Origin of the sequence: Desulfobulbus sp. (assembly GCF_030824455.1) — a bacterium.
GTDB lineage: Bacteria > Desulfobacterota > Desulfobulbia > Desulfobulbales > Desulfobulbaceae > Desulfobulbus.
In genome coordinates this window covers 1-25,539 of record NZ_JAVBXR010000023.1, presented here as the reverse complement: position 1 = coordinate 25,539, position 25,539 = coordinate 1, and the positions used below count along the sequence as shown (strand labels likewise).

The 25,539-nt window shown below is 58.0% G+C and carries 30 protein-coding genes; all 30 read left to right on the top strand.

Annotation, left to right across the window (positions count from 1 at the left end):
- Window positions 1–71: 71 nt before the first annotated feature.
- The 30 genes from RCH93_RS04020 to RCH93_RS03875 all read left to right on the top strand — a co-directional run bounded on the left by RCH93_RS04020 (window position 72) and on the right by RCH93_RS03875 (window position 25,512).
- Complete coding sequence (locus RCH93_RS04020) at window positions 72–1,451, top strand: FliI/YscN family ATPase (protein ID WP_306547031.1); 1,380 nt, start codon at window positions 72–74, stop codon at window positions 1,449–1,451.
- Entirely contained in the window at window positions 1,448–1,888 is a 441-nt protein-coding gene (fliJ, locus tag RCH93_RS04015) for a flagellar export protein FliJ (RefSeq protein WP_306547030.1), read from the top strand. Before RCH93_RS04020 ends, fliJ begins: the two co-directional genes overlap by 4 nt.
- A 46-nt stretch (window positions 1,889–1,934) precedes the next feature.
- On the top strand, window positions 1,935–2,453 hold the full coding sequence (locus tag RCH93_RS04010) for a MotE family protein (RefSeq protein WP_306547029.1): 519 nt from the start codon (window positions 1,935–1,937) through the stop codon (window positions 2,451–2,453).
- A 4-nt stretch (window positions 2,454–2,457) separates the two neighbouring features.
- The gene (locus RCH93_RS04005) at window positions 2,458–4,218 is read left to right on the top strand and encodes a flagellar hook-length control protein FliK (protein WP_306547028.1); all 1,761 of its coding nucleotides are present in this window, start codon (window positions 2,458–2,460) and stop codon (window positions 4,216–4,218) included.
- Between the two features lie 15 nt (window positions 4,219–4,233).
- On the top strand, window positions 4,234–4,926 hold the full coding sequence (locus RCH93_RS04000; protein ID WP_306547027.1) for a flagellar hook assembly protein FlgD: 693 nt from the start codon (window positions 4,234–4,236) through the stop codon (window positions 4,924–4,926).
- A gap of 243 nt (window positions 4,927–5,169) precedes the next feature.
- Entirely contained in the window at window positions 5,170–6,474 is a 1,305-nt protein-coding gene (locus RCH93_RS03995; protein WP_306547026.1) for a flagellar hook protein FlgE, read from the top strand.
- Between the two features lie 244 nt (window positions 6,475–6,718).
- Window positions 6,719–7,483: a motility protein A gene (locus RCH93_RS03990; protein WP_306547025.1), complete on the top strand. Its 765-nt coding sequence runs from the start codon at window positions 6,719–6,721 to the stop codon at window positions 7,481–7,483.
- A gap of 15 nt (window positions 7,484–7,498) precedes the next feature.
- On the top strand, window positions 7,499–8,245 hold the full coding sequence (locus RCH93_RS03985; RefSeq protein ID WP_306547024.1) for a flagellar motor protein MotB: 747 nt from the start codon (window positions 7,499–7,501) through the stop codon (window positions 8,243–8,245).
- Window positions 8,246–8,269: 24 nt separating this feature from the next.
- On the top strand, window positions 8,270–8,788 hold the full coding sequence (fliL, locus tag RCH93_RS03980) for a flagellar basal body-associated protein FliL (protein WP_306547023.1): 519 nt from the start codon (window positions 8,270–8,272) through the stop codon (window positions 8,786–8,788).
- The gene (locus tag RCH93_RS03975) at window positions 8,785–9,822 is read left to right on the top strand and encodes a flagellar motor switch protein FliM (protein ID WP_306547022.1); all 1,038 of its coding nucleotides are present in this window, start codon (window positions 8,785–8,787) and stop codon (window positions 9,820–9,822) included. The genes fliL and RCH93_RS03975 overlap by 4 nt, the downstream gene beginning before the upstream one ends.
- Window positions 9,809–10,186 carry a flagellar motor switch protein FliN gene (gene fliN / locus RCH93_RS03970; RefSeq protein WP_306547021.1) on the top strand — a complete coding sequence of 126 codons (378 nt, stop codon included), beginning with the start codon at window positions 9,809–9,811 and terminating at the stop codon, window positions 10,184–10,186. The genes RCH93_RS03975 and fliN overlap by 14 nt, the downstream gene beginning before the upstream one ends.
- A gap of 2 nt (window positions 10,187–10,188) precedes the next feature.
- Window positions 10,189–10,554, top strand: a complete 366-nt coding sequence (locus RCH93_RS03965; RefSeq protein ID WP_306547020.1) for a flagellar biosynthetic protein FliO — start codon at window positions 10,189–10,191, stop codon at window positions 10,552–10,554.
- Window positions 10,551–11,291 (top strand): flagellar type III secretion system pore protein FliP, encoded by a 741-nt coding sequence (gene fliP / locus RCH93_RS03960; protein WP_306547019.1) that lies wholly within the window; start codon window positions 10,551–10,553, stop codon window positions 11,289–11,291. The genes RCH93_RS03965 and fliP overlap by 4 nt, the downstream gene beginning before the upstream one ends.
- Before the next feature lie 29 nt (window positions 11,292–11,320).
- On the top strand, window positions 11,321–11,590 hold the full coding sequence (gene fliQ, locus RCH93_RS03955; RefSeq protein WP_306547018.1) for a flagellar biosynthesis protein FliQ: 270 nt from the start codon (window positions 11,321–11,323) through the stop codon (window positions 11,588–11,590).
- A 21-nt stretch (window positions 11,591–11,611) separates the two neighbouring features.
- Window positions 11,612–12,391 (top strand): flagellar biosynthetic protein FliR, encoded by a 780-nt coding sequence (gene fliR / locus RCH93_RS03950; protein WP_306547017.1) that lies wholly within the window; start codon window positions 11,612–11,614, stop codon window positions 12,389–12,391.
- Between the two features lie 164 nt (window positions 12,392–12,555).
- Window positions 12,556–13,623: a flagellar biosynthesis protein FlhB gene (gene flhB / locus RCH93_RS03945; protein WP_306547016.1), complete on the top strand. Its 1,068-nt coding sequence runs from the start codon at window positions 12,556–12,558 to the stop codon at window positions 13,621–13,623.
- A complete protein-coding gene (gene flhA, locus RCH93_RS03940; RefSeq protein ID WP_306547015.1) occupies window positions 13,623–15,728 on the top strand; it encodes a flagellar biosynthesis protein FlhA in 2,106 nt (701 codons plus the stop codon). Before flhB ends, flhA begins: the two co-directional genes overlap by 1 nt.
- Window positions 15,718–17,076, top strand: coding sequence for a flagellar biosynthesis protein FlhF (flhF, locus tag RCH93_RS03935; protein ID WP_306547014.1), 1,359 nt, complete (start codon window positions 15,718–15,720; stop codon window positions 17,074–17,076). The genes flhA and flhF overlap by 11 nt, the downstream gene beginning before the upstream one ends.
- Window positions 17,069–17,968, top strand: coding sequence for a MinD/ParA family protein (locus tag RCH93_RS03930; protein WP_306547013.1), 900 nt, complete (start codon window positions 17,069–17,071; stop codon window positions 17,966–17,968). Before flhF ends, RCH93_RS03930 begins: the two co-directional genes overlap by 8 nt.
- Window positions 17,969–18,013: 45 nt before the next feature.
- Window positions 18,014–18,748, top strand: a complete 735-nt coding sequence (locus tag RCH93_RS03925; protein ID WP_306547012.1) for a FliA/WhiG family RNA polymerase sigma factor — start codon at window positions 18,014–18,016, stop codon at window positions 18,746–18,748.
- Between the two features lie 25 nt (window positions 18,749–18,773).
- Entirely contained in the window at window positions 18,774–19,181 is a 408-nt protein-coding gene (locus RCH93_RS03920) for a hypothetical protein (protein WP_306547011.1), read from the top strand.
- Window positions 19,182–19,314: 133 nt separating this feature from the next.
- Window positions 19,315–20,049 (top strand): flagellar basal-body rod protein FlgF, encoded by a 735-nt coding sequence (flgF, locus tag RCH93_RS03915; RefSeq protein WP_306547010.1) that lies wholly within the window; start codon window positions 19,315–19,317, stop codon window positions 20,047–20,049.
- Between the two features lie 67 nt (window positions 20,050–20,116).
- Window positions 20,117–20,899: a flagellar basal-body rod protein FlgG gene (gene flgG, locus RCH93_RS03910; RefSeq protein ID WP_306547009.1), complete on the top strand. Its 783-nt coding sequence runs from the start codon at window positions 20,117–20,119 to the stop codon at window positions 20,897–20,899.
- 4 nt (window positions 20,900–20,903) lie between these two features.
- The gene (gene flgA / locus RCH93_RS03905; protein ID WP_306547008.1) at window positions 20,904–21,851 is read left to right on the top strand and encodes a flagellar basal body P-ring formation chaperone FlgA; all 948 of its coding nucleotides are present in this window, start codon (window positions 20,904–20,906) and stop codon (window positions 21,849–21,851) included.
- A gap of 2 nt (window positions 21,852–21,853) precedes the next feature.
- A complete protein-coding gene (locus RCH93_RS03900; RefSeq protein ID WP_306547007.1) occupies window positions 21,854–22,612 on the top strand; it encodes a flagellar basal body L-ring protein FlgH in 759 nt (252 codons plus the stop codon).
- A 35-nt stretch (window positions 22,613–22,647) separates the two neighbouring features.
- Window positions 22,648–23,766, top strand: coding sequence for a flagellar basal body P-ring protein FlgI (locus RCH93_RS03895; protein ID WP_306547006.1), 1,119 nt, complete (start codon window positions 22,648–22,650; stop codon window positions 23,764–23,766).
- Between the two features lie 32 nt (window positions 23,767–23,798).
- Window positions 23,799–24,110, top strand: a complete 312-nt coding sequence (locus RCH93_RS03890; protein ID WP_306547005.1) for a rod-binding protein — start codon at window positions 23,799–23,801, stop codon at window positions 24,108–24,110.
- Between the two features lie 147 nt (window positions 24,111–24,257).
- Window positions 24,258–24,824: a hypothetical protein gene (locus RCH93_RS03885; RefSeq protein WP_306547004.1), complete on the top strand. Its 567-nt coding sequence runs from the start codon at window positions 24,258–24,260 to the stop codon at window positions 24,822–24,824.
- A gap of 24 nt (window positions 24,825–24,848) precedes the next feature.
- Complete coding sequence (gene flgM, locus RCH93_RS03880) at window positions 24,849–25,136, top strand: flagellar biosynthesis anti-sigma factor FlgM (protein WP_306547003.1); 288 nt, start codon at window positions 24,849–24,851, stop codon at window positions 25,134–25,136.
- A gap of 22 nt (window positions 25,137–25,158) precedes the next feature.
- On the top strand, window positions 25,159–25,512 hold the full coding sequence (locus RCH93_RS03875) for a flagellar protein FlgN (RefSeq protein WP_306547002.1): 354 nt from the start codon (window positions 25,159–25,161) through the stop codon (window positions 25,510–25,512).
- The last annotated feature ends 27 nt before the right edge of the window (window positions 25,513–25,539 follow it).

Sequence of the window (25,539 nt, the reverse complement as noted above, 5' to 3'; positions counted from 1 at the left end):
TTGCTGCGGCTAAACCAGGCGCAGGCAGGCGCAGGCAGCCATCCTCCGATCATTCGAGCCACGAAACGTCCATGACCAGCGCCCCAAATCCCCTTGCCGCCTTTTCCCCCATCCGCGTGTACGGCAAGGTGCATCGAATTGTCGGCCTGGTGGTCGAAGGAACCTGCGCCCGCTCCTCCATTGGCTCGCTCTGTGAAATAACGCCACTTCAGGGTGGCGCGCCCATCCCGGCCGAGATCGTCGGCTACAGCAACAACCAGGCGCTGTTGATGCCGCTGGGCGAACTGCGGGGGCTTGGGCCAGGGAGCCTCATCCGGGTGAAAAAGGAACAGGCCTCGATCAACGTCGGCGACGCCCTGCTCGGCCGGGTGCTCGACGGCATGGCCCAGCCGCTGGATCAGGGACCGCCGCTGAACCTGCCTCACCAAAAGGCACTCTATTCCCTGCCCCCCAGCCCGATGCGCCGCGACGCCATCATCCAGCCGCTGGACCTCGGCATCCGGGCGATCAACGGCCTGCTGACCTGCGGCATTGGCCAGCGCATGGGCATCATGGCCGGCTCGGGCGTGGGCAAGAGCGTGCTGCTGGGCATGATGGCCAAGTACGCCAAGGCGGACATCAACGTCATCGCCCTGATCGGCGAACGCGGCCGCGAGGTCAAGGAATTCATTGAACGCGATCTGGGCGCGGCCGGACTGGCGCATTCGGTGATCATCGCCGTCACCTCGGATCAGTCGCCGTTGTTGCGCATGCGCGGGGCCTTTGTGGCCACGGCCATTGCCGAATATTTCTCGCAGCAGGGCAAAAACGTGCTGTTGATGATGGATTCGGTCACCCGCTTTGCCATGGCCATGCGCGAGATCGGGCTTTCCATCGGCGAGCCGCCCACCACCAAGGGCTATACCCCAAGCGTGTTCGCCACCCTGCCCAAGCTGCTCGAACGGGCCGGCAACTTCCAGGACCAAGGTTCGATCACCGGCCTGTACACCGTGCTGGTCGACGGCGACGACCTGACCGAACCGGTGGCTGACTCGGTGCGCTCGATCCTGGACGGCCACATTGTGCTCTCCCGCAGCATTGCCGCCAAAAACCATTACCCGGCCATTGACGTGATGATGTCCACCAGCCGCGTCATGCGCGACATCACTACAGAACGGCATCGCGAATTAGCGGGCAAGGCGCGCAGCGTCATGGCCGTGTACCGGGAATCCGAGGATCTAATCAACATCGGCGCCTATGCCGCCGGCAGCAACAAAAAGATCGACTACGCCATTTCGCGCATCGACGCCATTAACACCTTCCTCACCCAGGGGTTCGACGAACCCTCCACCTTGGAGGAAACCATTGCCGCCATGGGCGATCTGGTCAGCGAACGCCAGGGCGCCGACCGGCGACGGCCAAACCGCAAGGGCTTTGACCGCCGCAAAACCGACGCCGACGAGGCCGAATGAAGCCGTTTGCCCTGCACGCGGTACTCAAATACCGCCATCAGCTCGAAGACGCGGCGCAAAAACGGCTGTTTCAGGCGCTGGAAGTGGAGGCGAAACTTCAGGAAGCGCTGCTCCGCGTCGAGGAAGAATTAGCTGAGTTGTACACCGGGCTGCAACGGGAGAATGAACAGGGCACCACTGTTGACCGGTTGGTGCTTTTTGACCACCGAATCGATCTGGTCAAAGAGCAGGTGGTTCAACGCGCCGCAGAGCTGGAAAAGCAGCGGCTCCAGGTTGCCAAAAAGCGGCAGCAACTGGTTAAAGCCAGCAAAGACCGCAAGATCATCGAAAAACTAGAGGAACAGCAAAATGCCGCGTACAAAAAATATCTCGAGAAAAAAGAAGCCGGCATGCTCGATGAAATCGCCGTCCTTTCTCATGAACGCAAACGTCGCTGACACGCAACAAAACGCACGCCGCCCTCTCTTGCCCCCGAGCATCTCGATGAATACACGTTTCCTTGTCCTTCTCGCCCTTGTTGGTTGCTTTTTTAATCCGATGCAGTCTGCAGTGCGGGCTGCGGACCCGCCCGTTGCCAAGCAACAGGAGCAACAATACGGTTCGGTGGAAGAACGGCGCATCAGGGAATCCCTGGAGGCCGGCGGCAACGCGCCCTTTGCCCGCGAACGCGAAGAGATGGAGAACAAAAAAAACGAACTAAAGAGATTGGAGGGCGAAGTCGATAAGAAGATAGAACAACTCAACCAACTCCGGGTGCAAGTCGAGAAACTTCTCGAGCAAAAGGAGGCGGAAGAGCAGAAGCGGACGCTGGAACTCGCCAAGATGTATGAAAAAATGACGGCCGACAAGGCTGCGGTGGTCCTGGGGACCATTGACCAGCAACTGGCGATATCCATTCTGGCAAAGATGAAGACCAAATCCGCCGCCAAAATCCTCAATAATATGGAACGGGAAAAAGCGGCCAAATTGACCACCGCTTTTTCAACCCTCGACACCCGGTAAGCCTATGCAAGCTCTCTCCACTGTCCCTGTCGACATCATGACCGCCAGCCCGCCGGCTGCGACCTCATCGACGCAAACAGGACAGGACGGTCTTTTTGCCTCTCGTTTAAAAACTGCAACCGAGAATCGGGCAACAGACGCAAAAAAAAGCGCCCCCCCAAATCAAGAGCCGACAGACGCGGCAAATACAACAAGCGCAGCCAACGGCGAACAGCCGCACGCTGCGGAAGATCTCGATCAGGCCGAAAAGGCCGAGAACACCGACGACGACGCAGCATTGGAGACCAGCCTGAACGGCGCGGCGGCACAACAACCGCCTACTTTCCGCGAGACTGTAACGACTGCCGGCGAGTTCACGACAGGTGAAAACGGCAAGAGCGCTTCGGCGCCAAACAACGAATCCGCCGTTGCCCGCATGCTGAGCGCCTTGACCACCGTCGGAGCCACTGCCGGAGCGGTCGCACCCACGCAAGCCCCCGCCGCTGTCGCCCCAACAGAACACACTGCAACCGTGCAGGCGCCTGCCGTAACCGTGCAAGCGCCTGCCGTTCAAGAAAACATCGCGCCGCAAGTTGCAATTTCACCTGAGGTTGCGGCACCCTCCGCAGGCGGCGATGCAGCGACCGCAACGCCTTCGGCCAACGCCAACAGTCTGTCTCCTTTCGACGGCAATCCATTATTGCAAGGCGCGGCAGCCACCACTCATCTGGATGCGGGGCAAGGTTCTGGACAAGCCACCACAGCTGCTGCCAATCTGATTGCGGGCCAAAATTCCGGCCAGGCCACCGCAGCCGCTGCCGATCTGATTGCGGGCCAAAGTGCCGGGCAAGCCACCGCAACCACGCCAGCACTCCAGCCAGACCCCACGGCGCAAGAAGCCGCCACGCCGCAAAACGGCCCTATGCTCGTGCAGAACCAATACGGCCAGCTCCTTGCCATCCATCAGACCGGAGAAACTGAAGAAGACTTGCTCGCCTCCAGCCCCGGAAAGACTGGCCCAACCGGCGCGGAAACCAAGAGCTTGGACCTCAACAATAACTATATCCACTCCCGTCTGCCCAACGAAGCGCCCAAAAACACCACCGATCAGGGCGGCAACCAGCAAACGGACAACGCCGCCCAAAACCAACAGAATGAACTGATCAAAACCGCAGAGGCCAGCGGTGTGGATGCGCAAGCGACTGCCGAACAGTTGGCCCTGCAGAAGGGACAATCCGGCGCTGGCCAGGAAAATCAATCCCTTATCTTTGCTCATCAGCGCAGCACAAGCCAACTCACCTCCAGCGTCGCCTCGACCGAATCGTCGCTCTACCGTCTGCCCAACGGAACGGTTGTTCCTGAAGGCACGGTTGTCGACCAGATGATCGCCCATTTTTCCATGAACAAGCGCCTGGAAAGCGGCACCGTCAACCTCAGGCTCTATCCTCAGGAACTCGGCGAATTGCGAATGGAGATCAAGGTGGAGCAGGACAACGTCAAGGCCCACATCATCGCCCAGAATCCCCAAGCCCAGGAAATGATCGACCGCCATCTGCCTCGGTTGCGGGAAGCCTTGGAGCAACAGGGGCTTAATCTGCAGCAGGTGGATGTGACGATTGCCGCCAACGACAACGCCGGCGGCGAACGCTTCCAGGAGAACAACGCTTGGCGCCAACCTGGTCGATCTGCGGCCAGCAAAATCAACCAACCGGTTTTCACGCTGGACATCGATGAAAGCGCCGAAGAAGATCTCTCCGCCGCCAACACCCTCAGCGTCCTTGCCTGACCCAGGAGAAATACGATGACAACCGTTGCCGGGACCACCAACACCTCGTCGAACACAGCAACCACCTCAAGCTCTAAAACCAGCGCCTTGGGGCAGGATCAATTTCTCACCCTGCTGGTGGCCCAGTTGCAGAATCAGGATCCGCTCAACCCTGCCGACGCCACCGAGTTCACCTCCCAATTGGCCCAATACAGCCAACTGGAGCAATTATTCAATCTCAACGATTCAATGGAACAGCTCGCTACGGCCCAAAACAATTCCGAACGGCTCTCGGCGCTTACGCTGATCGGCCAGGACGTGGTGGTTGAAAACTCCGAATTTACGTTCAGCAAGGAGTCGGTGGAAATCGGCTACAAAGTCGACGGCACGGTCACCGACGTTGACCTGCTGATTAAAAACAGCGACGGAAAAACCGTGGCCACACTTTCGGCCAGCGATCTTTCCGAAGGCAACCATTTCCTTACCTGGGATGGGAAAAACAGCAGCGGAACCGCGCTTGATCCGGGCACCTATTCCATCCAAATCAGCGCCAAAAACGGCACAACCGCAAGCGCAAGCGTCTCCCCCTTGGTGCGCTCAGAGGTTACCGGCATTGACCTGAGCGGCAGTGAGGCAAAAATCGTCACTGCATTGGGCGAATACGCGATTTCAGCCATTCACGGCGCTTACGACAGCACGCAAAGCGCCTTGGCCGACAGCGACGGGTAAAAAAATACACAAAAAATCAACAACACCGCGGCACGGACGCCGCACATGCAAGGGGAGCTGCACAAGCTCCACGTCGCGCCACGGGAAATCAAGGGCGCGGCAAGAACATCTCTGACGCAACGGATGGCTCGGGGATAATTGAGAAAAGAAGGTGTTTCGGCTGCCGCCGCATGGAAACGCCGTCTTTTCAGAGTACGTCACCACCCAATTATCCAATTCAGACCAACCACTCAGGAGGTTGTTATGGGCATCCAAAGTGCAATGTTCAGCGGAGTCAGCGGACTCAACACCAATTCCCAAGCCATGAGCGTTATCGGCAACAATCTGGCCAACACCAACACCCTGGGATTCAAAGGGTCGCGCACTATTTTTTCCGATCTTTTGTCCAGCAACGTCTTTGGTTCCGGCGGCAGTTCTCAGGTCGGACGCGGCGTAGGCCTTTCCATGGTTGACAATATTTTCAGTCAGGGCACCTTTGAAACCACCTCTTCCGACACCGACGTCGCCATTGAGGGCAATGGTTTTTTTGTCCTTAAGGAAGAGGGCAACGACACCGCCTACTACAGTCGGGCCGGCGCCTTTCGCTTTGATGAAGACGGCTATCTGGTGAATCCTGAAGGATTACGGGTGCAGGGCAAAGCGTTTGATCCGCTCGACAACACCGAACTGCTGCCTGCCGATCCCACCGACATCCAAGTGGCCAATGTAGGGCTCATCGAAGCCAACCCGACCACCGAACTGACCTTTACCAGCAACCTGGATGAAAACTCCACTCCCATCAGTGCGGCGGTTACGCTCGACCCGACCGACAAAACGACCTACAACTACTCAGCTTCAGGTGAAATTTTCGATTCTCTTGGGGAATCCCACCTGATCACAGTCTACTGGAGGCTGACTGACGACCTGACCAACACCTGGGAGGCCTCCTACACCGTCGACAACGACGTGACAACACTCACATCGATCTTGGATTTTGACTCCACCACCGCAGGCAATCAGGCCATGACCTTTGATTCCGTGGGCAAAGCGCCTGATACGAATGGAGACGGCCTGCCTGATCCGTTCACCACATTGATTGGCCCCCTCACCTGGGGCAATGGCGCGGATCCCACCAACATTACCCTGGGGTTCGACTGCACCCAATATGACAGCAGCTCCATCGTCATTGGCCGGGACCAAAACGGCTACAGCGCCGGCGAACTGACCAACGTCGCCATCAACGGCGACGGCGTCGTGGTGGCCTCCTACTCCAACGGTCGCCAGATCAACATCTCGCAACTGGTGTTGTCCAAGTTTCAGAATCCAGGCGCGTTAAAACTGGCAGGCGCCAATCGGTATACCGCCCCTGCCGAGGTTGGCACAATCCGCACCGGCCTTCCCGGACCAGAGCTAGGCAAAGTGTTTACCAATTCGCTGGAACAGTCCAACGTCGATATGGGGCAGGAGTTTGTGAAAATGATCACCACCCAACGCGGCTTCTCGGCCAATTCGAAGATTATCACCACGGTCGACGAGATGCTGAGCGAATTGATCAATCTCAAGCGCTGATTTCCCCCAAGTCAACATTCCGACACCGGCTGCATGGATCACCCGATCCATGCAGCCGTTCTCTTGTGCGCCATTTGGCGCAGTTCCATCCCCTCTTTTATCTCGTCGCTATTTCATCCGCAGGGCTACCCCTGGCATTTTACTTGCAAACTTGCCATTGATTTGGATTTTAGGTACACTCAGTCCATCCGGTTCATCGGGTTCGGCGTTTTCTCCATTCCCCTGCTTGTAAAGGAATACACGCGTGGATATAGCAACCATAATCGGTATCGTTCTCTCCTTTGGCCTGATGGTCTGGGCCATCCTTTTGGGTGGTCCTCTAAGCATTTTTGTCGACATCCCCTCGGTGGCCATCGTTTTCGGCGGTTCAATCGGCGTGGCCCTGATCAACTATCCCCTGGCCGACATCATCGGCGTGATCTCTATCGTCAAAAAAACCGTCCTGATCAAAGAGCCGGACACCAACAAACTGATTGCTCAGCTGCTCGATTTTGCCGGCAAGGCGCGCAAAGGCGGCATCCTCTCCCTGCAGGACCAAATCGACGCCATAGAAGACAAGTTCCTGGTCAAGGCCCTGCAGATGGCGGTGGACGGGCAGGAACCGGCTGAATTGAAGGCTATTCTCATGACCGACATTGACAACCTCGCGGCCCGGCACAGTTACGGTTCAGAGATCCTCAACACCATGGGGGCCATTGGTCCGGCTATGGGCATGATCGGCACCCTGATCGGTCTGGTGCAGATGCTGCAGAACATGAGCGACCCAGCCGCCATCGGACCGGCCATGGCCGTTGCCCTGCTCACCACCTTTTACGGCGCAGTGCTGGCCAACATCCTCTTCATTCCCATGGCCGGCAAACTGAAGGCTCGCTCAAGCACCGAGGTTTTGCAAAAAACAGTGATTGCCGAAGGCATGGACTCGATCCTTTCCGGCGAAAACCCACGGGTGATGGAACAGCGACTGCACACCTACCTGGCCCCGAAGAAACGCGAATCGGTCTTTAAATAAAACCAAGGAGTTGACATGGCAAAACCACCGGATTGCCCACCTCCCGGCCTGCCGATGTGGATGGCTACCTACAGCGACATGGTGACCCTGCTGCTCACCTTTTTCGTCCTCCTGCTGACCATGGCCAGTATGGACCCGACCAAATTCGTCCAGGCGAAATCTTCGATTGAAGACGCCTTTGGCTGGAGCACCAAAGCGGCGCCGGTCCCGTTTTCCATCCCGGTGCTGCCCTCGCCGCCCAAATCAAAATTCACCCCTATTCCCAGACAGTCGCCGATTCAGCATTTCAAACGGATCAAGAGCGACCTGGAAATGACCAAACTCGACGCCCAAGTGGAAGCGGTGCAACGGGACAACGATTCCATCATTCTGCGCATTCATGACTCGGTCCTTTTTGAAGCCGGCAAGGCCACGCTCGACCCGGCCTCGTATCCGATTTTGCGTAAAGTTGCCGACATCATCCGGCCTTTGCCGATGACCATGCGGATTGAGGGACATACCGACGCCACCCCGGTGGCCGGGGGCAAAACGTCCAATTGGGATCTTTCAGTGGCGCGGGCGGTGGCGGTGATGAGTTTTTATCACCGGGGCGAACTCTTTGCCCTGGACCGCATGTCCGCCACCGGTTACGGCGACTCGCGGCCGCTCGTTCCCAACACCTCGCCGGAAAACATGGTGCAAAACCGACGGGTTGATTTCATTCTCCGCAGCGACCGTCCGGTTGAACAAGACAATAAACCTTCCACGCCCATTCCGTTCTAAACGGCGGCCCTAGAGGATACAATCATGGCGGATAAAGAAGAGAAAAAAGAAGAGCCCAAAAAAGGCGGCAAAAAAAAGCTGATCATTATTATCGTGGCGGCGCTGGTTGTGTTGTTGGCCGCCGGCGGCGGCGGTTATTATTTTCTTGTCCACAAACCAAAGCAAGAAGAAATGAAACGCAAACAGGAAGAGGAGAGCAAGGCGGCGGCGCTGATCAAACCTGTGCCGGAAGAGGCCAATATCGGCCCCATGGTGGAGATCAAAGACTTTGTCGTCAACATCATCGGCGAGGACACGCCCCACTACGTCAAGGCGGCGCTCTCCCTGGAACTGGACAAAGAAGCCACCCTTGAAGAGGTCAACAAACGGATGCCGCAGATCCGGGACGCCATTCTCCTGCTCATCGGCAACAAAACCTTTGAGGAATTGCAGGATATCCAGGGCAAAAACCAGGTCAAAGCCGAGCTGAAAAGCAAGATCAACTCCTTCCTCAAAACCGGCAAGATCAACAACATCTATCTGACCGACTTTGTGGTGCAGTGACCACTGTGGAACCGATTCTCTCCAAGGAAGAAATTGCCGATCTGCTGGCGGCCATCAAGTCGGGCAAGGTTTCGACCGAACTGGTGGAAAACGGCCAGTCCCGCAGCCGGCGCCAGTTGCACTCCACCGAGGTCGATCTCTTCCGCACCTACGAACGAACCCGGGGCAGCGGCGAGATGCGCGTGCCCAACCTCGACATCATCCTGGACAACTTTGCCCGCAGATTCACCACCAGCCTCACCAACACCCTGCAACGCAGCTTTGCGGTGGATCGGGAAGAGATCACCACCACCAATTTCCAGCAGAGCCTGATCGATCTGAAAAGTCAAGGCGCAGTCGGCATTTACAGCATTTCCCCCCTCAAGCACGGCTGCTTGTTCCATTTTGACACTCTCATGGCCTTTACCCTGTTGGAGATCATGCTCGGCTCCTCCCAGACCAGCGAATCGCTGGCCCTGGACCGCAACCTGACCACCATTGAGATGGCCATCCTGCGGACGGTCATGACCGACATCTGCAACGAGTTGATGAATGCCATGCGGCCGGTGGTGGAGTTGCAAGCCCAACTGGCCAAGGTGGAGAATAATTTCCGGCTGGTCAGCATCGTTGAGCCGGACGTTGAGGTTTTGGTCACCCATTTCACCATTCGGTTGTCAGGCGAACTCTGCGGCCGAATGCGGTTGATCATCCCTTATCTCACCCTTGAACCCTTGCGGGAAAAATTCAAGGCCCTGGTCACCATCACCCAGGCCGCCACCAACACCTGGACGGAAATCTTTGCCCACGAGGCCCTGGAAATGGAAAGTCAGGTCACCGCCCGTTCCGGACTGATCAACATGACCATCCGCAAGATCCTTACCCTGCAGCCCGGCGACATTGTTGACCTGCATTACAATCCCGACCAACCATTGACCGTCCTGGTCGAGGAACAACCGCTTTTTCTTGCCATCCCTGGGGAAAGAAACGGCAAAAAGGCCTTTCACATCACCGGCCGTTACAGCAACAGATTAGGAGGCATCCATGGCAGCGCCTAACGGTATGGACGAGAGATCCAACACCCTCAATCCCGAGGAGACTGCGGAATTGTTAAAGGAACACCAGTCCGACGCGCCCATCCGCGCCAGCCAGAGCAGCTTAAACAGGGATTTGGAATTCCTCTTCGACGTGCCGCTGCAGGTTTCGGTGGAGGTCGGCCGGGCGCGGATTCTGCTCAAGGATCTGCTCCAGATGGGCGAAGGCTATGTGGTTGAATTGGAGAAACTGGCGGGAGAACCGCTGGACCTCTACGTCAATTCGCGGCTCATTGCCAGGGGCGAGGCCGTCAAGGTGGGCGACAAGTTCGGCATCAAGCTGACCGAGGTGGTCAGTCAGTCGGACCGGATCGAGAATCTGGGCTGACCATGCGGCTGCTCGCGCTCGCCCTCCTTTTTGCCGCACCCGTCTCAGCCTGGGCCGCCGAACCGCCTTCCCTGGCCGCCGCCGCTCTGCAGACGGGCTGGGCCCTGCTGGTGGTGATTGGCCTGATCCTGACGCTTTACGCCCTGGCCCGCAAACGTCTGCTGCTGGGCAAAATCGGCGGCAAGGCCATTACGGTGGTTGAACTGCGGCCGCTGGCGCCCAAAACAACCCTGGCCCTGGTCGAGGTGCGCGGCAGGGAGTATCTGCTCGGGCTCAGTCCGGCCGGCATCCACCTTTTGGCGGAGGTGTCGACCAACGCCGCCCCCGACGCACCGGATTTTGCCGCGCTGCTGGCGGAGAGCAAATGAAGCGGACAAGCTGCTGGCTGGGCTTGGCGTTGCTGCTGGCGCCGGCAACGGCCCTGGCCATTGACCTGCCCACCCTCTCCCTCGGCGTCAAAGCGGCCAACACCCCGGCCGAGGTGTCCACCGCCCTCCAGGTGATCTTTGTTCTCACCATTCTCACCGTGGCGCCGGCGATCCTGTTGATGACCACCGCCTTCACCCGCATCGTGATTGTGCTCGGATTTGTCCGCCAGGCCATGGGCACCCAGAACACCCCGCCCAACCAGGTTTTGCTGGGGCTGGCCCTGTTTCTCACCTTCTTTGTCATGGCCCCGACCCTCACCACTCTCAACAACCAGGCCCTACAACCCTACATGCAGGAAAAAATCAGCCAGCAGCAGGCCTTGGAACGATCAGTCGAGGTCATGCGCGAATTCATGTTCTCCCAGGTTCAGGAGAGCGAGCTGCAACTATTCATCGACATCACCAAGGAAGAACAGCCGGCCGATAAAAAAGCGGTGTCGACCACCATCCTTATCCCGGCCTTCATGCTCTCGGAACTCAAGCGCGCCTTCCAGATGGGTTTTATGATCTATGTCCCCTTTCTGGTGATCGACATGCTGGTGTCCTCCGTGCTGATGGCCATGGGGATGATGATGCTGCCGCCAATCGTCATCTCCCTGCCCTTCAAGCTGCTGCTTTTTGTCCTGGTCGACGGCTGGCAGTTGGTTGTCGGCTCGCTGATCAAGAGTTTCGGCTAAGCCCCCCCTTTTTCCCCGCAAGGAACGCCATGACTCAGGAAGACGTTGTCCACATCGGCAAACAAGCGATCGAAACCGTGCTTCTGACCTCGGCCCCGATGTTGATCGCGGCCCTGGTGATCGGTCTGGTGATCAGCATCTTCCAGGCCGCCACCCAGATCAACGAGCAGACCATGACCTTTATCCCTAAAATTGTCGGCGTTTTTGTCGCGCTGCTGTTCTTCGGCCCCTGGATGATGGAGCTGCTGATCACCTTCACCATCGGCATCATCTCCCAGATTGCCACGGTCGGGCATTAAAGGCCCCCCGGCGCCGCGACAATGGACTTGGCCCTTGTCCCCCTGCAGCAGTTCCAGACTTTTCTTCTCTGTCTGGCCCGGGTGATTGCCCTGGTGGCGGTTATTCCCGCCTTTGCCGGCATTCAGATGTCTGGACAGATCAAGATCGGGCTGGCCGTTATGACCAGCCTGCTGCTCTTTCCAGCCATGGCCCCCTATACGCCCAAGGTGACTCTGAGCATGACCGGACTGGGCTTGTTGATCGTCAACGAAGTGTTGCTGGGCGCAATGATCGGCCTGGTGTCGCAGATGGTTTTTGCTGCGGTGAGCTTTGGCGGCACGGTTATTGGCTACCAGATGGGCTTTGCCGCCGCCAACATCTTTGACCCGCAAACCACGCAGCAGTTGTCCCTGATGAGCCAGTTCGTCAACATCCTGACCCTGATTGCCTTTCTCACCCTGGACGTGCATCACTATTTCTTCCGCGCCATCGTCGAATCCTACGTCCTGCTTCCCCCCGGACTGCTCGATTTTTCCCATGGAGCGGTGCTGGAACTGATGCGGCTGGCCAGTCAGATGTTTGCCCTCGGCGTCAAGTTCAGCGCCCCGGTGCTGGCCCTGCTCCTGCTCACCAACCTGGTGCTCGGCATCCTGGCCCGCGTCTTTCCGCAGCTCAACGTCTTCATGCTCTCCTTTCCGCTCAACATCGGCATTGCCTTCCTTGTCATGAGCCTGACACTCGGAGCCACCTTCGCTGTTCTGCGTCGCGAATTTGACACTATGCCCGAGAACATCCTTAACATTATGCAATTACTCAAATAAATACAGCATCTGCGCTCCCCAGGCACCTCTAGCCATACGACAGGCCCCCTGGTTTCAGGTGCGCATTTTGCTAACAACGCCTCGTACGCCCTCTTCCTGACCCCATTCCCTCCCCCATCCTGCTCCTCCCCCTCAAGGCGAGGCGCGGCACGGAGCAGTAACCCATGGCTGAAGAAAGTTCCTCCGGGGAACGGACCGAATCCCCCTCGTCAAAACGCCGGTCCGATTTTCGCAAAAAAGGCCAGGTGGCGCAAAGCCGGGAAGTGCAGGCGGCCGCGATGTTCACCTTGTTGCTGTTGTTCTGGATCTTTTTCGCCCCCATATTCTGGGAGCAGATCCGGGAAATGATGACTGCGCTCTGGCGCGACAGCGGCGAATACGCCATCACCACCCTCTCGCTGATGCAACTGAGCTACTATATCGGCGCAGGTCTGGCCATGGCCCTGGCGCCGTTGTTTTTGGTGGTCTTGGTCGTCGGGTTCTTCGCCACCTTCCTTCAGATCGGCTGGCTGTTCACCACCCAACCGTTGATGCCGGACCTGGCCAAGCTCGATCCGATCAAAGGCATGGCCCGTTTTGTCTCCAAGCGTTCGCTGGTTGAGGTGATCAAATCGCTGCTCAAAGTCGGCCTGATCGGCTGGGTCGCCTACAAGACGGTCAAAGGCGAATTTGGCCAGGCCCTGTTGCTGCTGCAAATGCCGGTCGAACACACTGTTCTCTATCTGGCCAAGACGGCGGCCCTGGTTATGGCCAAGGTGGCGGCGATCATGATCGTGCTCGCCATTCTTGACTACGCCTTTATCCGCTGGGAGATGGAGGAAAAGATGAAGATGAGCAAACAGGAACAGAAGGAGGAAATGAAGGAGACCGAGGGCGATCCGCACATCAAGTCAAAAATCCGTTCCATCCAGCAACAGATGGCGCGACGGCGGATGATGGCCGCCGTGCCCGAGGCCGACGTGGTGATCACCAACCCCACCCACATCGCGGTGGCCATTCAATATCAAGCCGGCAAGATGGACGCGCCGCTGGTTCTGGCCAAAGGCCAGGAACTGGTGGCGGAAAAGATTCGTGAAATCGCCCGTGAACACGACATCCCCCTGGTTGAGAACCCACCAGTGGCAAGATTATTGCATTCAAAGGTTGAGGTGGGCCAGTCGATCCCGGAGGAAATGTTCAAGGCCGTGGCAGAGATTCTGGCCTATGTGTATTCGCTGAAAGGTAGGAGATAATGGAAGCAACAGGGGCGCAAACATTGCTGAGCCGGATCAGCCTCAAGGATCTGCTTCAGCGCAGCGACATTATGGCCTCGCTGGGGTTGATCGGCATTCTCATGCTGATGATCATTCCCCTGCCGGCGATAATCCTCGACCTCTGCCTGTCGCTCAACATCACCATCGCCATTCTGATTCTGATCATCAGTCTATACACCGAAAAAGCGGTTGAATTCTCGATTTTTCCTTCCATCCTGCTGGTCACCACCCTCTTCCGGCTGTCGCTCAACGTCGCCTCCACCCGGCTAATTCTGCTTCACGGCAACGAGGGCATGGACGCGGCCGGCTCGGTGATCGAGGCCTTCGGCCAATTCGTGGTCGGCGGCTCCTATGTGGTGGGTCTGGTTATTTTTGTGATCCTGGTGCTCATCAACTTCATCGTCATCACCAAGGGTGCCGGCCGCATCGCCGAAGTGGCCGCCCGTTTCACCCTCGACGCCATGCCGGGCAAACAGATGGCCATCGACGCCGACCTCAACGCCGGCCTGATCGACGAGGCCACGGCCCGCAAACGCCGCGAGGAGATCGCCAACGAGGCCAATTTCCACGGAGCCATGGACGGCGCCTCGAAATTCGTGCGCGGCGACGCCATTGCCGGCATCATCATCACCCTGATCAACATTGGCGCCGGGTTTATCATCGGGGTGCTGCAAAAAGACATGGAAATTGGCGACGCCGCCAAGGTGTACACCATTCTCACCGTGGGCGACGGTCTGGTCGGCCAGATTCCAGCCCTGATCATCTCCACCGCCGCCGGCATGCTGGTGACCCGCTCCTCGTCCGGCAAAGACGATTTCGGCGCTGAGCTGAAAACCCAGTTCACCCGCTATGCCAAGGCCCTGTGGGTGGTGGCGGCAATTCTACTTGGCTTTGCTCTGATTCCCGGCATGCCCTTTCTTCCCTTCCTGGTTATTTCCTGCGGGCTGGCCTACACCGCCTATCGGTTGGATCGGGCCGAGGAGGCCAAGCAACTCGAGGAAACCGTGATCGAACGGCCGCAACCGGTGGTCAAACCCGATCAGGATTACGAAAAGATGCTCAATGTCGACCTGATCGAGCTTGAGGTCGGTTACGGCCTGATCCCCTTTGTCGACGCGGCCCAGGACGGCGAACTGCTCGCCCGCATCCAATCGATCCGCAAGCAGTTTGCCCTTACCACCGGCTTTATCGTGCCGCCGGTGCACATCAAAGACAATCTGCAGTTGAACCCCAACCAGTACACAGTCAATCTCAAAGGGGTCAACATCGCCACCGCCGAGATGATGCCCGGCTACTACATGGCCATGGATCCCGGTCTGGTGACCGAAACCATCAAGGGGCTGCCCACCAAGGAGCCGGCCTTTGATCTGCCCGCGATCTGGATCACCGAGGACAAACGCGAGCGCGCCCAGATCGCCGGCTACACCGTGGTCGACTGCATCACGGTCATGGCCACCCACATCAGCGAGGTGATCAAGAAGCACGCCTATGAGCTGCTCGGCCGTCAGGAGGCCCAGACCCTGATCGACAATCTGGCCAAAAGCTATCCCAAGCTGGTCGAGGAGCTGGTGCCCCATGTGCTCAATCTGGGCAACGTCATGCGGGTGCTGCAGAATCTGCTGCGCGAAGGCGTCTCAATCCGTGATCTGCGCTCGATTCTGGAAACCATGGCCGACTACGCCACCGCAACCCAGGACACCGACATCCTGACCGAGTACGTGCGCCACGCCCTGTCCCGCTCGATCTCCGCCGCCCATGTGCAAGCCGACGGCGTGATGCCGGTGATCACCATGGACCGCAAGGTGGAAGAAACCGTCCAGGCCGCCGTGCAACACCGGGAACGCGGCAGCTACCTGGCCCTGGACCCCAAGACGGCGCAGAAGATCCTCGACAACATCAACACCCTGATCACCTCGCTTGCCGGCGGCCAGCAGCCGGTGTTGCTGGTGCTGCCGCAGATCCGGCCGCATGTCCGCCGCCTGACCGAGCGCTATTTCCCCAATCTGGCAGTGCTGTCGCATAACGAGATCACCTCGCAGATCCGCATTCAATCCATCGGTACGGTGACCATCAATGCAAGTTAAGGTCTTTGAAGCAAAAGACATGGCCACTGGCCTGAAAATGGTCAAGGAGGCGTTGGGCCCGGACGCCCTGATTCTCTCCACCCGCACCATCCGCAGCGGCAAGTTTGGCATGATCGGCAAACCGATGATGGAGATCACCGCCGCCGTTGACAACGGTTGGCAGGAATCGGCAGCGCCTGCCGAACCGCGATACGGGACCCGGCAGCAATGGCGTCAGCCCTCGGTTGCCGAGCGTCAGCCCCCGATTGCCGAACGTCGGCCGCAGGCGCCCGAACAACGGCGCGATTGGGCGGAACGCGCGCCGCGTCAGGACGACATCTCCTACGAGGAGATTTGGGCGCGCAACAGCCCGGAACCCAAGGCGGCGCCGTCGCCTTACCGACCGGAGCCCGCCCCTGCGAGCCAGGACATCCACAACGAATTGGCCGAGCTGCGCAACATCGTCAAAGGGCTGTCCAACCGGATCACCGGGATTGACCCTGCGACCCTGCGCAGGCCGTATGTGGAACCCGAGTTTGCCGCGCCCGCTGGCGTGGGCGGCAACGCCGGCGCGGGCGACCCGGTGATCGGCTACCTGACCGGCTACGGCATCAATCAGGAAACCGCCCAGGTGGTGGCCCGGTTTACCCGCGACACCATCGAAAAGGCGCGCAATCTCGACAGCGCCGACCTGACCCTGATTCTCAAGACGGCCATTGCCCGACTGTTCACCACTGAGACGCTGCTCGACGGCCGGCCGAGCCGACAACGGCGCATCAGCCTGATTGGCCCCACCGGAGTGGGCAAAACCACGACGCTTGCCAAAATCGCCGCTCACGCCCTCAGCCGCTTCGGCGGTCGGATCGGCCTGATCACCATCGACACCTATCGCATCGCCGCGGTCGAGCAGATCAAGGTCTACGGCGAAATCATGCGCCTGCCGGTGGAGGTGGTGATCAAACCCCGCGAACTGGAGCAGGCCCTGGAAAAATTCCGCGACTTCGACCTGGTGCTGATCGACACCGCCGGCCGCAGTCCAAGAAACGGGTTGGACATCCAGGAGTTGGCCGCCTTTCTCCGCCCCCAGCTGGGGATTGAAAACAACCTGCTGCTCTCCGCCACCACCAGGGAGCGCGAGATCGAAGAAACCATTAAGCGTTTTTCCATCCTGCCGATCAGCAATTTCATTTTCAGCAAGATCGACGAATGCGACCAACTTGGCGTGCTGCTCAACATTCACTACAAAAACGACACCCCGATCTCCTTTCTCACCAACGGCCAGAGGGTTCCCGAAGACCTGCTTGCGCCCTCGCCAACGGAAATTGCCGATCTCATCATGAACGACCACGGAAACCTGACCCATGGCTGATACAAAAGGACGTCCCACGGACCAGGCCGGCACCCTGCGGGCCATGAACAGTCCCGAACCGACCGAGGCGAGAACCGGACAGACCGCCACCCGCGTCTTTTCCGTGACCAGCGGCAAGGGCGGCGTCGGCAAAACGGCGGTGGTGGCCAATCTGGCGGTGTTGCTGGCCCGTATGGGCAAACGCGTGCTGATCCTCGACGCCGATCTTGGCCTAGCCAACATCGACGTGGTGTTTGGCCTGGCGCCGGGCCACAACCTCAACCACTTCTTCACCGGCGAACACGACCTGGAAGCAATCCTCACCGACGGACCGGAAGGCATCAAAATTCTCCCGGCAGGCTCGGGCGTGCAGCGTTTTACCCGGCTCGATTCCGAACAGAAAATGCGGCTGCTGGAAGCGCTCGACACGATGAACAATGATTTTGATTTCGTGCTCATCGACACCGAGGCCGGCATTTCCGAAAACGTCACCTATTTCAACACCGCCGCCCAGGAAATTCTGGTGGTGACCACGCCCGACCCGACCGCGATCACCGACGCCTACGCCTTGATGAAACTGCTCTCCAACCAGTATCACGAAAAGCATTTCAACCTGATCGTCAATTTCATCAGAAGCGAAGAAGAGGCCCTGGACGTCTACCGCAAGCTCACCATGGTCGCCAACCGCTACCTGGACATCTCCATCGACTATATCGGATCGATTCCACGAGACAAATTGATGGTGGACGCCATCCGTAAACAGCAGGTTCTGGTGCAGCTGTTTCCGGATTCAAAAACCAGTCACGCCTTTGAAGCCCTGGCGCGGACCATTGTCCAGGAACCGCAAAACATAGAACCCAAGGGGTCGATCCAGTTTTTCTGGAAACGATTGCTGGAATTCGGCGGCAAATAATCGCCGCCGCCCATACGACAGGCAGGCCAACACGAGATGATAACTATGTTTCCTCCGGTACCGCCTCTGGATGACCGCTCCCAACTGATTCGGGAGAACATGCCGCTGGTTGAGCTGGTGGTGCAGCGCATGACTCCCCAGGTGCCGAGCTTCATGACCAAGGAAGACATGATCAGCGCCGCCATGGTCGGTCTTGTCGACGCCGCCAACAAATATGACCCGACCAAGGGCGTCAAGTTCAAGACCTTTGCCGAATACCGGGTGCGCGGCGCCATTTTTGACGAGATGCGCAAGCTCGACTGGTTTTCCCGCTCCATGCGCGACAAACAAAACCAGTTGACCCAGACCATGCTGCGGCTGGAACGGCAGCTCGGCCGTTCGCCGGACGAGGCGGAAATGGCCAACGAATTGACCATGGGCATTGACGACTACCATGATTTGCTGGGGCAGGTCAGCCATCTGGGCTGCGTCAGTCTCCACGAGACCCTGGACCACTCGGAAGAAGGACGCAGTTTCCTCGACAGCCTGGAAGACGTGGGCGGGCCCATGCCCCCTGAGATCATCGAAAAAGCCGAAATGACCCGGCTCATGGCCGAGGTATTGGAAGAACTCTCGGAAAAAGAGCGGCTGGTGATTGCGCTCTACTACTACGAAGAACTGACCCAGAAAGAGATCTCCGAGGTGCTCAGCGTCTCTGAGGGCCGGGTGTCGCAGTTGCACAGCCAGGCGCTGATTAAACTGCGGGTCAAACTGCTCAACTCTGAACTCTACGAACCGTGATTGCCCCTTAGCGAGGTGGGCCCCCATGCCAATATCCATACCGCTTGTCCTTGGCGCCTGCATGGTCGCCGCCAGCTTGCTTGCCGTTCTTTTGATCGTCAAACGACAACGCGCCCAGACCCAGGCGGCAAACGAGCGTCTTCTGACGCTGCAGCAAAAGATCGAGGCGGCCCTCAACGACCAAGGGTTTGAAGCGGAAAGGGCAGCCTTTGGCGCAGCCCTCAAAACGGCCAGCCTGACCACCGATCTCCAGCGGCCCCGCCTGGAAAATCTGGCCAGAATTGACAAACAGGCCCCGGAAAAATACCGCATCCTGGGCAAACTGGCCTCCCAGGGCATGAACGTCGAGGAGATCGCAACCGTCCTTGGCATTTCCAGGGTTGAAGCCGGTCAATTGCTCAGTCTGAGCAGCATGGCGCAGTATGGCCGCTGAAGCGGCAAGCGCGCAACAACAGCCCGGCAAACGCCTCAGGGCCGCGACTGCATTTCGGCGTTAAGAAAGCGGCCCGGGCAACCGACAAGAAAAACAACACCCTACAACTTCAAGCACGACGCAAAGAGACGGCATGGTATCGGGAAAATACAGCGCCCTCAGTGGAGCGGTGGCCAGAGAACAGGCGATGGACAACCTCGCCGCCAATCTGGCCAACGTCAACACCACGGGATTCAAAAAAGACCGGATCAGTTTTGCCGCCATCCTGCGCGGAACCAAGCAGACCGCTGAGGCCAGGGGCATCAATTATTCGCGCATCCGCAAGATTGGCGTTGATTTCAGTCAGGGCGGCATGCAAACCACTGATCGGCCGTTGGATGTGGCCATTGACGGCGAAGGGTTTTTCAAGGTGCAGAAGGGACAGGAAACCTTCTATACCCGCGCCGGACGGTTGATGATCGACGAAAACGGCATGATCAAGACCGAAGACGGGCTCAATGTCCTTGGCGCAGGCAACAATCCGCTGCAGATTGACACGGCCGAGGGCAAAGACATCTCAATTGCCGAATCCGGAGACATTTCGGTCAACGGCGTCCTGGCCGGCGGCCGGGTGCAGGTGTTTGCCGTTGCCGAACCGGACAAACTGATCAAGGCCGGCAACGCCCTCTACAAGCTGGAACAAGGCGGCGATCAGCCCCTGGATGAATTTCGGGTGCTGCAGGGCAATCTCGAAACCTCCAACGTCAACATGATTGAGGAGATGACGGCCATGATCTCCACCCAGCGGGCCTTTGAGGCGCACAACAAGGTCATCGAGAGTTATTCCAAACTCGGCGAGAAACAAGACGAACTCGGCTCGGTCGGTTAACGACGACTAACGACGACGAACGGCGGCGCGCCGAGACTCCACAAGCATCACACGCGAGGCACACAGTATGCGCTCACTCTGGACATCCACCACTGGCATGTCGGCCCAGAATCTCAACATGGACGTCATTGCCAACAATTTGGCCAACGTGTCGACCACCGGCTTCAAAAAAAGCCGCGCCGATTTCCAGGATTTGCTTTACCAAATCATGAAAGTGCCCGGCAGTCCGACCTCGGCCGACACCAAGTCGCCAACCGGCATCCAGGTGGGCCTGGGCGTCAAGCCGGCCGCCATCACCAAGGTGTTCACCGAGGGCGACATTGTTCAGACCCAGAACACCCTGGATGTGGCCATTGAGGGCGCCGGATTCTTTCAGGTGAACCTGCCCGACGGCAACACCGCCTACACCCGAGCCGGCAACCTGAAACTGGACGGCGAGGGCCGCATCACCACCTCCGACGGGTACACCATTGAACCGGAGATCGTCATCCCCGAAGACGCCCGCGAGGTGACCATCAGTGAAACCGGCGTGGTCAGCGCCATCCTCGGCGACGAAACCACCTCCACCGAACTGGGCAACATTGATCTGGTGGACTTCGTCAACGACTCCGGCCTGATCGCCATCGGCCGCAACCTTTTCCGCGAGACCGAGGCCTCGGGCACAGCCCTAGTCGGCACGCCGGGAACCAACGGCATCGGCACCCTGCTCCAAGGATATGTGGAAAATTCCAACGTCAACCTGGTTGAAGAGATGACCCAGATGATCACCACCCAACGGGCCTATGAAATCAACTCCAATGTGATCACGACCTCGGACGAAATGATGCAAACCGTCACCAACATGGTGTAATGGATTGAATCAACGGTTTTTTCTTCTCCTCTTGGCGCTGTTGCTTCCGGTGGAGGCATACGCTCAGCTCTCGGTCAATTTCCAGGCCAACGCCAGCGTCGCCGGGCCCCGCATTGTGTTGGGCGACATCGCGGTGATCAAACCGGCCGGGGAAGAGGCCCAAGCCGTTGCCCAACTGCCGGTGGCGTCCTCGCCCGCCCCAGGCAAATCAAAGGAGTTGTACACCGTCTCGGTGATCAACTCGCTGCGCAACCGCCCGGAAGTGGCCGACGTAGACTGGCAGGGCAGTCAAAGCATTGTCGTGCAGCGCAAGGGCAATCGCGTTAAACAGGAACAATTGCAGGCTATTGTTGACCAGTTCCTCAAGGAAAACAGCGCTTCCCTGCCCCAAACGGAAATCCGGTTCACCTCCCTGCGGGCTCCTGAAGAAGTGACCCTGCCGGCCGGAAAATTGACCTGGAAGGTGACGCCTTCGCGGCCTGGAATCCTGGGCAGCTCAAGCTTTTCCATCGCCTTTGCCGTGGACGACAAGCCGGCGACCACCTGTGTTGTGCGCGGTCGGCTCGAGGTCGTCGCCGAGGTGGCGACCGCCGCCGTCACCCTGCACAAAGGCGACGTGATTTCCGAGAACAGCATCGTCATGCAGAAACTGGACATCGGCGGGCTGCAAAAACCGTTTACCGCCAAGGAACAGCTTCTGGGCATGCAGGTCGCCCGCACGGTCAATGCCGGGACGCCGCTTGAGGAAGCACACATAGCCATGCCGACGATCGTCAAGTCGGGCGAAATGGTCAAAATTGTGGCGCGCAAAGGGGCCATGCAGCTTTCCACCAGCGGCTTGGCCAAAACCGACGGTCGTCTGGGCGAGATGATCCAGGTCAAAAACATCAGTTCCAACAAGCTGATTCACTGTCGGGTCGATGGACCCGGCATGGTTTCCGTGGAGTTTTAATCATGCGTTTCATTCTGCGCGACGCGGCATTTGCCCGCGCATTGTCGCCACATATTGACTTGGCCGGCTGGACGCGGGCAGCGGCGTCCCTGTTGCTGGCGATCACGCTGCTGACTGCAGGCGGGTGCGCCCCCCGCACCCAGGAGACGGCGGCTGTTCCGGAACCGCTCGAAGAACCCGTGGCGGCCGACGCCAAACCGCAATCGCCCGGCACCCTGTGGAACGGCGATGAAGGCAACTGGCTGGCCGACATCAAGGCCCGCCGGGTGGGAGACATCGTCACCGTCATCATCCAGGAAACGGCAAAAGCCTCCAAGGAGGCCTCCACAGACACGGATCGTTCGTCCAGTATTTCCGCTGGCATTTCCTCTTTTTTCGGATTGGAACAATCGGTGGCGGATAGAAACAGCAACCTTGATCCAGCAGCTTTGATTGAAGCCTCCTCCAGTAATAAATTTTCCGGAGGCGGCAAAACCACCCGCTCGGAAAATTTGGCCGCCACCCTGACCACCCAGGTGGTCGAGGTGTACCCCAACGGCAATCTTAAAATCCGAGGCGGCAAATCGGTGACCGTCAACAACGAAAATCAGATCATCTACCTGACCGGCATTGTTCGCTCTTACGACGTCACTGCCAGCAACACCGTGGATTCCGGCAACATTCTCAACGCCCAGATTTCGTACACCGGCAAGGGAGCGGTTTCCGACAAGCAAAAACCGGGTTGGCTGATGCGAATTTTTGACAACACCTGGCCGTTTTAATGGGTCGCTTTTATGGATCATCAGGGTATTGGAACATGAAACATCGGTTCTGTTGGATCATCACCCTTGCGCTTGTTTTTTTCTGCATTGCCCCAAGGGCGGGGTTTGCGACCCGCATCAAGGATCTGGCCGACATTGAAGGCGTGCGGGACAACCAGTTGATGGGTTACGGGTTGGTCATTGGTCTCAACGGCACCGGCGACGACATTAAAAAATCGGTGTTTACCAAGCAGGCGATGATCAACATGATCAAACGCATGGGCATGGCCATCCCGGAAGACGTCTTTAAACAGATGAAAACCGACAATGTGGCGGCCGTCATGGTCACCGCTCAACTGCCGCCCTTTGCCCGACCGGGATCGGCCATCGACATCCAGGTTTCCTCCATCGGCGACGCCTCAAGCCTTTCCGGCGGCACCTTGCTGATGACCCCGTTGAAAGGGCCGGACGGCAACACCTATGCCGTGGCCCAGGGGCCGCTGGCGGTGGGCGGCATTTCCTTTGGCGGCAAGGCGGCCAAGGCCCAGAAAAATTTCCCCACCTCGGGCATGCTCGCCGGCGGGGCCATTGTTGAACGGGCGGTTGATTTTGCCCTGCCCCCCTCGGGAGACCTGCTCTATCAACTCCGCGACACCGATTTCACCACCGCATCCCGCATTGCCGAGGCCATTAACGCCCATTTCGGCAACGGAACAGCCCAATCCATGGATTCACGCTCGGTCAAGGTGACCAAACCCACTCGGCTTAAAGGCGATCTGGTCAACTTTATCTCTGACCTGGAAAGCATTGAGGTCGAGCCGGATCGAGCGGCCAAAATTGTGGTCAACGAACGCACCGGCACCATTGTCATGGGGCAGGACGTTCGCATCGCCACGGTGGCCGTGTCGCACGGCAACCTCAATCTGGTGATCACCGAGTCGACCAACATTTCCCAGCCCAACCCGCTGGCCGCCGGCGCCACCGTGGCCGCCCCGCAAACCACGATCACCGCCACCGAGGATGCAGGCAATCTGGTGGTGCTGCCCATGGGCGTCAATCTTGGTGAAGTAGCCAGAGCCTTGAACGCCATCGGCGCCACCCCGCGCGACCTGATCGCCATCTTTCAGGCCATCAAGGCGGCAGGCGCCCTGCAAGGCGAACTGGTCGTCCTTTAAAACGAGCTGCATTTTTTTTTAGGGTTGCACCCATGAAAACGAATCTTGATTCCAACGTCCTGCTCGCTACGGCAAAGACCTCGGAGACCCAATCATTGCCCAAGGACCGAAAGGCGCTGAAGAAATCCTGCCAGGACTTTGAAGCCATTTTCATCCAGTCCATGTTCAAAGCCATGCGCAAAACCGTGCCCGAAGGCGAATTATTTAAAGAAAACAACGCCTCCGAGATGTATCAGGACATGCTGGACCAGGAAATCGCCACCAAAATATCCCAGAAACAAAGCATAGGTTTGGCCGAGCAGATGTATCGCCAGATGGAAAAGAAACTGCCCCCCGCCAAATAACTTTACGGCTGCTCATCTTCCTTAAAAAAAAGAGCGTTTTTTTTGTAAAGTTTTTCGCGGCCGCGTCCGATAAAGAACTAACAGGAAGGAGAAATTCTTGTTAAATCGAGCCAGGATGGCCCGCAAACACTGCACGGAGGCAGAAAAATGGTCAGCAATATCAGCAACAACCAGACTCACAGCACGCTTCTTGCCCACCAGAGCACAAGTGTGGACGTCTCCAGAATTTCGACCGTGCAATCGGCAGACTCGCAGACGACTTCGTCGGACACGATCAGCCTGCGCAGCGAATCGACCTTGGCCGTCACCTACACTGGTTCCATGCAACTGAGTGCAAGCGACGAATCCAAATACGGGATGTTGCGGAGTTTGGTGGCCAATCTGCTGCAGGAACAGGGCATCAACACCAAGATAGCCGTCGGCGAAAGTGAAATCGATCTCACTGCCGTCACTCCCGAAGAAGCGCAAGACCTCATCGGCGAAAACGGTTACTTTGGCGTGGAGCAGACATCCGACCGAATTTTTCAATTCGCCGTTGGAGTTGCCGGAGGCGATCCGTCGCGCATTGATGCAATCAAGGAAGGGATTGACAAGGGATTTGCCGAGGCCAAAAAAGCCTTTGGCGACTGGTTGCCCGACATCTCTTACGACACCTACGATGCGGTGATGAAAAAACTCGATGACTGGGCAGCGGAATCAAAGGCTGTAGCCTGATACATTTTCCTTGAGGTGAACGTGATGACTGTGGAATTTTTTGGAGTGCGAGGCATGGGACAGATTGGTGGTCTCAACAAAATCGGCCAGGCCGGTGAGACGCAGAAATCGTCAAAATCCGAAGGCAAGGAAAGCGTCTCTTTTTCGTCGGCGCTGCAGGGCGCAACTGCTGCCCAATCAGCCGGATCGACCGAAGACGCCGCACGCGCCGCTCGGGTGCAGGAATTGAAGGCCCAAGTTGCCAACGGCCAGTATGAGCCGGACCTGAACAAGGTCGCATCCAGCCTGCTCAAATTCTTGGTTGAGGGTTGACGTTATGGAAAGGGTTGACGTTATGGAACGCGAAACCGTTCGTGAGTTGCTGTTTCAGTTGCGCGACACCATCCAGGCGGAACGCGAGCACGCCAAAGCGCTTGATCTGCCCGCCATGATGGCCGACGTCCGCCACAAAGAAGCCCTGCTCAACGTGTTGAATTCGGTGGAGCGACTTCATCCGGACGACCAGCAATACGCCCGGGAAATTCAGCAGGAGAATCGGCGCAACGCCTTTCTTTTCCGCGCCACTCTGAACTGGATCCAGGACACCATGGAGTTTTTTGGCCGCAAGACGGTGCCGGTCACCTATAGCCAATACGGCGTTTCAAGCAACACCACCATCAACGGTCGTCTGCTCTCCGGCAGCATTTAAATAGCATCTAAATTTTTCGCCTCACTC